We start from the raw sequence: 7,633 nt of genomic DNA on the forward strand, positions 1-7,633 counted from the left end.
CGGCGGGTGCTTGCATTCACTCCGCGTAGTTGTTTAGGTTAGCCTTACCTATCGAGCGGGGGGTGTGGGGACATGCGAGGCGGGGGACCGGGCCGACCGGTCGTAGTGGCGTACGGCGGGGCACCGGCGCGTTCATCGGCCGCACCGGCCGGGGCGCGTACGGCAGTCGACGTGCCGCGTACGGCAGTCGGCGCCGGCCGGCACCGTGCGATGCCCGCCACCGGAGTGCGGGCCCCGACGGTCGGCGCTGGCGCCGACCGCATCCGCCATCACGACCCGTACGCGGCGCCAGTCGGCCACATCCGACTGCGTCGGAGCCCCTCCCGCACCACCGCACTCCCCGCGCCACCGGCGCCGACCTCCGCAGGAGCCATGCGATGAACCACCCCTCGCCGCCCGACCCCGAGCGCCCGGGCGCGATAGGGCCGCGCGAGCATGTCGGGCCCGCGCCGCGCGGCACCCGGGACCGGTTCGGTCCCACGTCGGTACGCGGCGAGCGGCGCAGCAACCGGAGCCGTGCCGCCACCGCGCCGCGACCCGAGTGGGCCCGCCACGCGACCCTTCTGACGGGAGGTCGGGCATGACGCGGGAGGACTTCCGGGACCGCCACCTGGAGCGAATAGCCCAGGTCAGGGCCGGTCGACAGGGTGAGAAGGTGGCCTATCCGATCCGGATCAGGCAGGCCGAGGTGGTACGCACCGCGCCGGTCGGCACCGGGCTGCTGCGGGTGACCCTGGGCGGCCCAGGCACCGCGGGGTTCGAGGCGCACTCGCCCGACGAACACGTCAAACTGCTCTTCCCGGAGCCCGACGGGACGCTGCGGCTGCCCGAACCGAACGGCCTGGTGCTGAACTGGCCGCGGCCGTCGCCCACCTCGCGCGAGTACACGGTGCGCCGGTACGACCCGGCCACCGGCGAGATCGACATCGACGTCGCCCCGCACGAGGGCGGCCTCGCATCGGCGTGGGCGGAGCGGGCCAGGCCCGGCGACGTCATCCACGTGGCGGGCCCGCCCGGCGGCCTGATCGTCCCGCACAGCTACGACCGCTACCTCCTCGCGGGCGACATCACCGCACTGCCCGCGCTGGCCCGCTGGCTGGAGGAGTTGCCCGCGACCGCCCGCGGCTGGGCGTTCGTCGAAGTCGCCGACGCCACCCAACAGATCCCCCTGACCGCGCCCGCCGGCATTGAGGTGCACTGGCTGCACCGCGGCGAGCGCCCGCCGGGTACCGGCGACGCCCTCGCCCGGGCCGTGACCGCGGTGACCGTGCCGCCCGGCGAACGGCTCTACCTGTGGGCCGCGGGCGAGGCCGGCCAGATCAAGCCACTGCGCCGGTGGGCCCGCGACGTCCTCGGCCTGGACCGGGCCGACCACGACATCACCGGCTATTGGAAGCGGGGCGTCGCCGACTTCGACGACGACCACTGATCTGCGGACGCGCGGGCTGTGTGGGTGGCCCGGCGGTCGGGTGGAGGGACGGCGGGGGGAGCCGAACGGGTGGCCCGGCGGGCCGATAGTGGCCCCGTCGTCGGTGTCCCGGGCCGACACACCCCATCACCCCACGGGTGCGTCCCCGCCCCGCCGGCACACCCGGCCACTCCGCCGGCACACCCCGGCGCGTCCCCGCCAACACACCCAACAACGGTCCCCCTGGCACACCCCGGAGAACCGCCACCCCGCCCCCGCACAAGCCCCACACGCACGACGGCCCGGACGCGCCCGCAACCCCGGCACACCCGGAACCCCGCCGCGCCCGAAAGTCCAAGCCACCCGGCACCCCGAACAACCCGGCACCCCCGAAATCCCCCGAAACGCACACCGAGGAGTACCCCATGTCCCTTCGTAGAACCTCCTGCCTGGCAGGTGCCGTGGCGCTCGCCCTGGCCCTGACCGGGTGCGGTTCCTCCGACGGCAAGTCGGGCGGTGCGCAGGGCAAGACCCGGGTGTTTGCGGCCGACAACGGCAAGATCACCATCCCGGAGAAGCCCAAGCGCGTGGTGGCCACCGGCTACGCCGTGCCCGCCCTGATCGAAGCCGAAGCGCCGCTGGTGGGCATCTCGTCGTGGAAGCGCGGCGAGCCCCTGATGAACGAGCAGGACCTCGCCACGTACAAGAAACTCCCCAAGATCGCCGGCGAGTTGGCAACCGAGACCAACTACGAGGCCATCGCCGAGGCCAAGCCCGACCTGATCGTCATCGGCGTGCCGGCCCCCGTACTCGGCGACATCGACGTCAAGCGGCTTGAGTCCATCGCCCCGGTGGTGGCGATCGGCCCGACCGTGCCGAACATGTGGCGCAAGCAGTCCCACCAGCAGGCCGACGCCGCCGGCGCGCTCACCAAGTTCGACGCCGTGAAGAAGGCGTACGAGGACAAGGCCGCCGCGCTCGCCGCCAAGTACAAGGCCGTGCTGCCGCAGCTCAAGGCGGGCCACGTCGGCTCGTACGGCGAGGCGGCCAAGGGCACCTTCCAGCGCGAGTTCAGCGACTCCTGGGGCACCAACATCGCCCAGGACCTCGGCGTCACCTACTACGGCCAGGTCAAGAAGAAGGGCCCGGGCTCGCAGTCGGTCAGCGAGTACCCCTCGATCGAGGAACTCCCCGCCTCGCTCCGCGACGCCGACGTCATCACCTACTCCGTGAAGCCCGACGGCAGCCTCCCCGAGTCCGTCAAGTACGTCATGGACTCGAAGCTGTGGAAGACCCTGCCCGCCGTCAAGGCGGGCAAGACCTTCCCGCTCCGCTACACCGAGGCCGCCACCTACGGGCAGGCCGTGAAGACGCTGGACGCGGTCGACACCGCACTCGCGCCGCTGCTGAAGCGGTGACCACCGCAGGCCCGGTGCCCGGTGCGAAGGCGGCGGCCGGGCGGGCCCGGTCGCTGCCCCAACTCGGCCTGCTGATCGGCGGGTTGGCGCTGCTGGCGGCCGTCGCCCTCCTCAGCATCGGCATCGGTGCCCGCGCGGTGCCGCCGGTCGAGGTGCTGCGCGCCCTGTTCGCCTACCGCGGCACCGAAGAACACGTGATCGTCCGCGACGTACGGGCGCCCCGCGCGCTGCTCGCCATCGCCGTGGGCGCCGCCCTGGCCGTGGCGGGCGCGCTCATCCAGACGACCGTTCGCAACCCGCTGGCCGAACCCGGCATCCTCGGCGTCACCGCCGGCGCCGGGTTCGCCATCACCCTCGGCGCCGGGTTCGGCCTCGCCGCCGGGCAGGGCGGCCAGTTGGGGTGGGCGATCGTCGGCTCGGTGATCGCGGCACTGCTGGTCGCGGCGGTCGGACGGGGATCGCCGCTGCGCCTGGTGCTCACCGGCGTGGCCCTGACCGCGGTACTGAACGGCGTCGGCCTCGGCCTGCGCCTGACGCACCCGGAGGTCTTCGACGTCTACCGCTTCTGGTCGGTCGGCTCCCTCGCCGCCCGCGAACAGGCGCCGCTGGCCGTCCCGCTGACCGCCATCGGCCTGTCCCTGCTCGGCGCGCTGCTGCTCAGCCGGTCGCTCAACGCCCTGGCGCTCGGCGAGAACGTCGCCCAGACGCTCGGCGCTGGCGTGGGCCGGGTGCGCGCCCTGGCGCTGCTGCTGATCACCGTGCTCAGCGGGGCCGCGACGGCCATCGCCGGGCCGATCCTGTTCGTCGGCCTGATCGTGCCGCACCTGGTGCGCAGACCCGCCGCGGGTTCCGTGCCCTGGCTGATCCTCTACACCATGGTCCTCGGCCCGATCCTGCTGCTCGTCGCCGACATCGGCTCGCGCGTGCTGCTGCCGACCGGCGAGGTGCCGGTGGCCATCGTGACCGCCTTCCTCGGCGGCCCGATGCTGATCTGGGCCGTCCGCCGCTACGGAGCGGGGTCACTGTGAACGCGTACGACACACAAGGCGCGCAGCCACGGCGGCTGCGCGGCGCACGCGGGCCCGGCGCGCTCGGCCTGCACATCGGGCGCCGCACTCTGGTGCTCACCGCGGTGATGACCATGCTGCTGCTCGGCCTGTCCCTGCTGGGACTGTGTTACGGGGCCTCCTGGGCCACCCCGGGCGAGGTGTTCGCCGCGCTGAGCGGGGCGGAGCCCTCCGTGGTGATCTCCGAGTGGCGGCTGCCGCGGGTACTGTCCGGCCTGGTCTTCGGCGCCGCGCTCGGCGTGGCCGGGGCGGTCTTCCAGAACCTCACCCGCAACCCGATGGGCAGCCCCGACGTGATCGGTCTCGACGCCGGCGCGTACACCGGCGCCCTGGTCGCCCTCACCGTGCTGTCCGGCACCTCCGCGCAACTCGCCGTCGGCTCCGTGCTCGGCGGGCTGCTGGTGGCCGCCGTGATCTACGCGCTCTCCTTCGACCGGGGCTTTTCCGGGCTGCGCCTGGTCGTCATCGGCATCGCCCTGAACGCGATGATGACCGCGGTCAACTCCTGGATCGTGCTCCGCGCCGACCTGGAGGTGGCGATCGCCGCCGTCGGCTGGAGCGCGGGTTCCCTCAACGGCATCGGCTGGGAAGACGTGGGCATCGCCTTCCCGGTGATCGCCGTGCTGCTCGCCCTGATGGCCACCCAGGCGCACGCCATGCACCAGGCCGCGCTCGGCGACTCCGTCGCCGCCACCACCGGCGTCGGCCTGGCCCGGCTGCGCCTGCTGATGGTGCTGGTCGGCGTCGGCTGCACCGCCACCGTGACCGCCGTCGCCGGACCCATCGCGTTCATCGCGCTGGCCGCACCGCAGATCGGCCGCCGCCTCGCCGGCGCGGCCGGCGTACCGCTACTGCCGGCCGCCCTGACCGGGGCCGTGCTGCTGCTCGGCGCCGACCTGCTCGCCCAGATGCTGCTGGCGCCGGTCGCGCTCCCCGTCGGCGTGGTGAGCACCGCGATCGGTGGTTGTTATCTGATCTGGCTGCTGACCAAGGAGGTGAGGCGGGCGTGAGCGCACGCCTGACGGCGCGGGACATCACCCTGCGCTACGGAGACCGCGTGGTGTCCACCGGGCTGAGCATCGACGTCCCCGACGCCGCGTTCACCGCCATCGTGGGCCCCAACGGCTGCGGCAAGTCCACCCTGCTGCGCGCCTGCGTCAGGTTGCTGCGCCCGACCGCGGGACGCGTGGAACTCGAAGGGCGCGAGGTCGGCGACTATCCGGCCAAGGCGCTGGCCAAGCAACTCGGCTTCCTGCCGCAGGACCCGCAGGCGCCCGAGGACATCAAGGTGCGGCAACTGGTGGGCCGGGGCCGCTTCCCCTACCAGTCGTTCCTGGCCCTGTGGTCGAAGGAGGACGAGACGGCCGTCACCGACGCGATGGCCGCCGCGGGCGTCACCGACCTCGCCGACCGATCGGTGCAGGAACTCTCCGGCGGCCAGCGCCAGCGGGTGTGGATGGCCATGGTGCTCGCCCAGCAGACGCCGCACCTGCTGCTCGACGAACCCACGTCCTTCCTGGACATCACCCACCAGTACCAACTCCTCGGCCTGCTGGCCGAACTGCGCGACCAGGGCCGTACGGTCATCGCCGTACTCCACGACATCAACCAGGCGTGCCGGTACGCCGACCACCTCATCGCCATGAAGGACGGCCGGGTGGTCGCCGAGGGCGACCCCACGGACATCGTGGACGCCGAGCTGATCCAGGACGTCTTCGGACTGCCGAGCGTCATCGTCCCCGACCCGGTGGCGGGCACGCCCATGGTCGTTCCCACCCTGTGAGGAGAGCATCGTGCGCACAGTTGGTCCGAACGGCTCGGGCGACCCGGGCGACCCGGATGGACCGGGCGATCCGGACGGCGTGAACGAGCTTGGTGGGTTGGATGCCCCCGACGGGCCTGGCAGGTTGGAAGACCCGCACGAGCCAGGTGGGTTGGAGGCACCACACGAGCCAGGTGGGTCGAAGGTATCGGACAGGGCCGATGGGTTGGAGACGCCGGACGGTCCCGGTGGGTTGGAAGTCCCACGCGAGTCGGGTGGGCTGGAAGTCCCGTGCAGAACGGGCGAGTTGGAGGTTCCGGACGTACCGGCTGCGCGGTCCGCGCCGGCCGAACGGGCCGTGCCAGCCATACCGACAGCGGAGACCGGACCAGCCGCCCCAGCACCCGGGGCCACACCAGCAGCCGGGGCCACCCCGGGCGCACCGTCGACCGGGCCTGCTCCGCCGCCTGCCCGAGTCGACGCGTCCTTGTTGCGGATCGCGTTCATCCTGGTGCTCGGCACCTTCATGGCCACGATCGACGCGACCATCGTCAGCGTCGGCATCGACACCCTGACGGACGAGTTCGACGCCTCCCTCACCGAGATCCAGTGGGTCACCACCGCCTATCTGCTGGCCGTGGTGGCCGCCGTGCCCGCGTCCGGCTGGCTGGCCGACCGGTACGGCGGCCGGCGCACCTGGCTCGCCGCCGTGGGGGTGTTCCTGCTGGGTTCGGCGCTGTGCGCACTGGCCTGGTCGGCCACCAGCCTCATCGCCTTCCGCGTACTCCAGGGCCTCGGCGGTGGCCTGCTGCCCGCAACCGGCCAGGCGCTCCTGGCCCGCATCGCGGGCCCCACCCGCACCGGTCGGGTGATCAGCATCGTGGCGGTCGTCCCGATGCTGTCGCCGGTGCTCGGGCCGCTGGCCGGCGGCTCGCTGCTGGCCGCGGCCTCCTGGCCGTGGCTGTTCCTGATCAACCTGCCGATCGGGGCGGTCGCGGTACTGCTCGCCCGGCGGTACGTACCCGAGGTGCCGCCCGCACAGCGGCGCGCACCGTTCGACCTCCGCGGGGCCGTGCTGCTCTCGCCGGGGCTCGCCGTCTTCGTCTTCGGGCTGACCGAGGTCGCGCACGGGCGAAGGCTCCCGGCGACGGTCGGCATCGTGGCCGGGCTCGCCATGCTCGTCGGGTTCACCGTGCACGGCCTGCGCACCCGCGGCACGCCGCTGGTCGACCCGCGCCTGTTCACCCGGCCGCCGTTCGGCGCCGCCGCCCTCGCCCTCCTGGTGCTGGGTGCTTCGGTGTTCGGCACGATGTTCCTGCTCCCGCTGTACTTCCAGACCGGGCGCGGCCTCTCCGCCTGGCAGGCCGGACTGTTGCTCGCCCCGCAGGGCCTCGGCGCCGCGGCCGGGGCGGTGCTGGTCAACCGCACCATCGACCGGGTGGCGCCCCGCACCCTGGTGGTGGGTGGCATCGGACTGATCCTGGTGGGCACGTTCCCGTTCACCCAACTCGGCCACGAGCCGTCCGACACGGTGATCGCCGCGGCGCTCGCCGTACGCGGCATCGGCATGGCCATGGTGGGCGCGCCGGTTATGAACATCGTCTACAGCCGCATCGAGCCCACCCAGATACCCCGCGCGGCCGGGGCTCTCAACTTGCTCAACACGGTGGGTGGTTCGGTCGGTACCGCGGTGCTGGCGGTGGTGCTGCAAAGCCGTCTCGACGCCCGGGGCGCCGCCATCGGCTGGGCCTTCGGCGACACCTTCTGGTGGGTGATCGGCTGCTGCCTGCTCGCCGCGACCGGAGCCACCCGGCTGCCGCACACCCAGGCCAAGCGCAGATGACCGCCGGCGCCCTGGCACGGTCCCACCCCGCTCCGTAGGGCCCGTGAGGCCCGTGAGGCGAAAAGGCGGGGGGGGGGGGGGGGGGGGGGGGGGGGGGGGGGGGGGGGGGGGGGGGGGGGGGGGGGCGGGGGGGGG

6 protein-coding genes are annotated in these 7,633 nt (G+C 73.3%); all 6 read left to right on the forward strand.

The annotated features are described in order from the left end of the window. The first annotated feature begins 580 nt into the window (after positions 1-580). On the forward strand, positions 581-1,429 hold the full coding sequence (locus tag AAHZ94_RS00405; RefSeq protein WP_349989770.1) for a siderophore-interacting protein: 849 nt from the start codon (positions 581-583) through the stop codon (positions 1,427-1,429). Positions 1,430-1,833: 404 nt separating this feature from the next. Next, positions 1,834-2,826 carry an ABC transporter substrate-binding protein gene (locus AAHZ94_RS00410; protein WP_349989771.1) on the forward strand — a complete coding sequence of 331 codons (993 nt, stop codon included), beginning with the start codon at positions 1,834-1,836 and terminating at the stop codon, positions 2,824-2,826. Continuing rightward, positions 2,823-3,854 (forward strand): FecCD family ABC transporter permease, encoded by a 1,032-nt coding sequence (locus tag AAHZ94_RS00415; protein WP_502964549.1) that lies wholly within the window; start codon positions 2,823-2,825, stop codon positions 3,852-3,854. Before AAHZ94_RS00410 ends, AAHZ94_RS00415 begins: the two co-directional genes overlap by 4 nt. A gap of 107 nt (positions 3,855-3,961) precedes the next feature. Continuing rightward, positions 3,962-4,903, forward strand: a complete 942-nt coding sequence (locus AAHZ94_RS00420) for a FecCD family ABC transporter permease (RefSeq protein ID WP_349989777.1) — start codon at positions 3,962-3,964, stop codon at positions 4,901-4,903. Next, complete coding sequence (locus AAHZ94_RS00425; protein ID WP_349989772.1) at positions 4,900-5,676, forward strand: ABC transporter ATP-binding protein; 777 nt, start codon at positions 4,900-4,902, stop codon at positions 5,674-5,676. Before AAHZ94_RS00420 ends, AAHZ94_RS00425 begins: the two co-directional genes overlap by 4 nt. 466 nt (positions 5,677-6,142) lie before the next feature. Then, positions 6,143-7,498, forward strand: a complete 1,356-nt coding sequence (locus tag AAHZ94_RS00430; RefSeq protein WP_349989778.1) for a DHA2 family efflux MFS transporter permease subunit — start codon at positions 6,143-6,145, stop codon at positions 7,496-7,498. Positions 7,499-7,633 lie beyond the last annotated feature (135 nt).

The sequence above is a fragment of the Streptomyces sp. HSW2009 genome, from assembly GCF_040240285.1.
Taxonomy (GTDB): Bacteria; Actinomycetota; Actinomycetes; order Streptomycetales; family Streptomycetaceae; genus Streptomyces.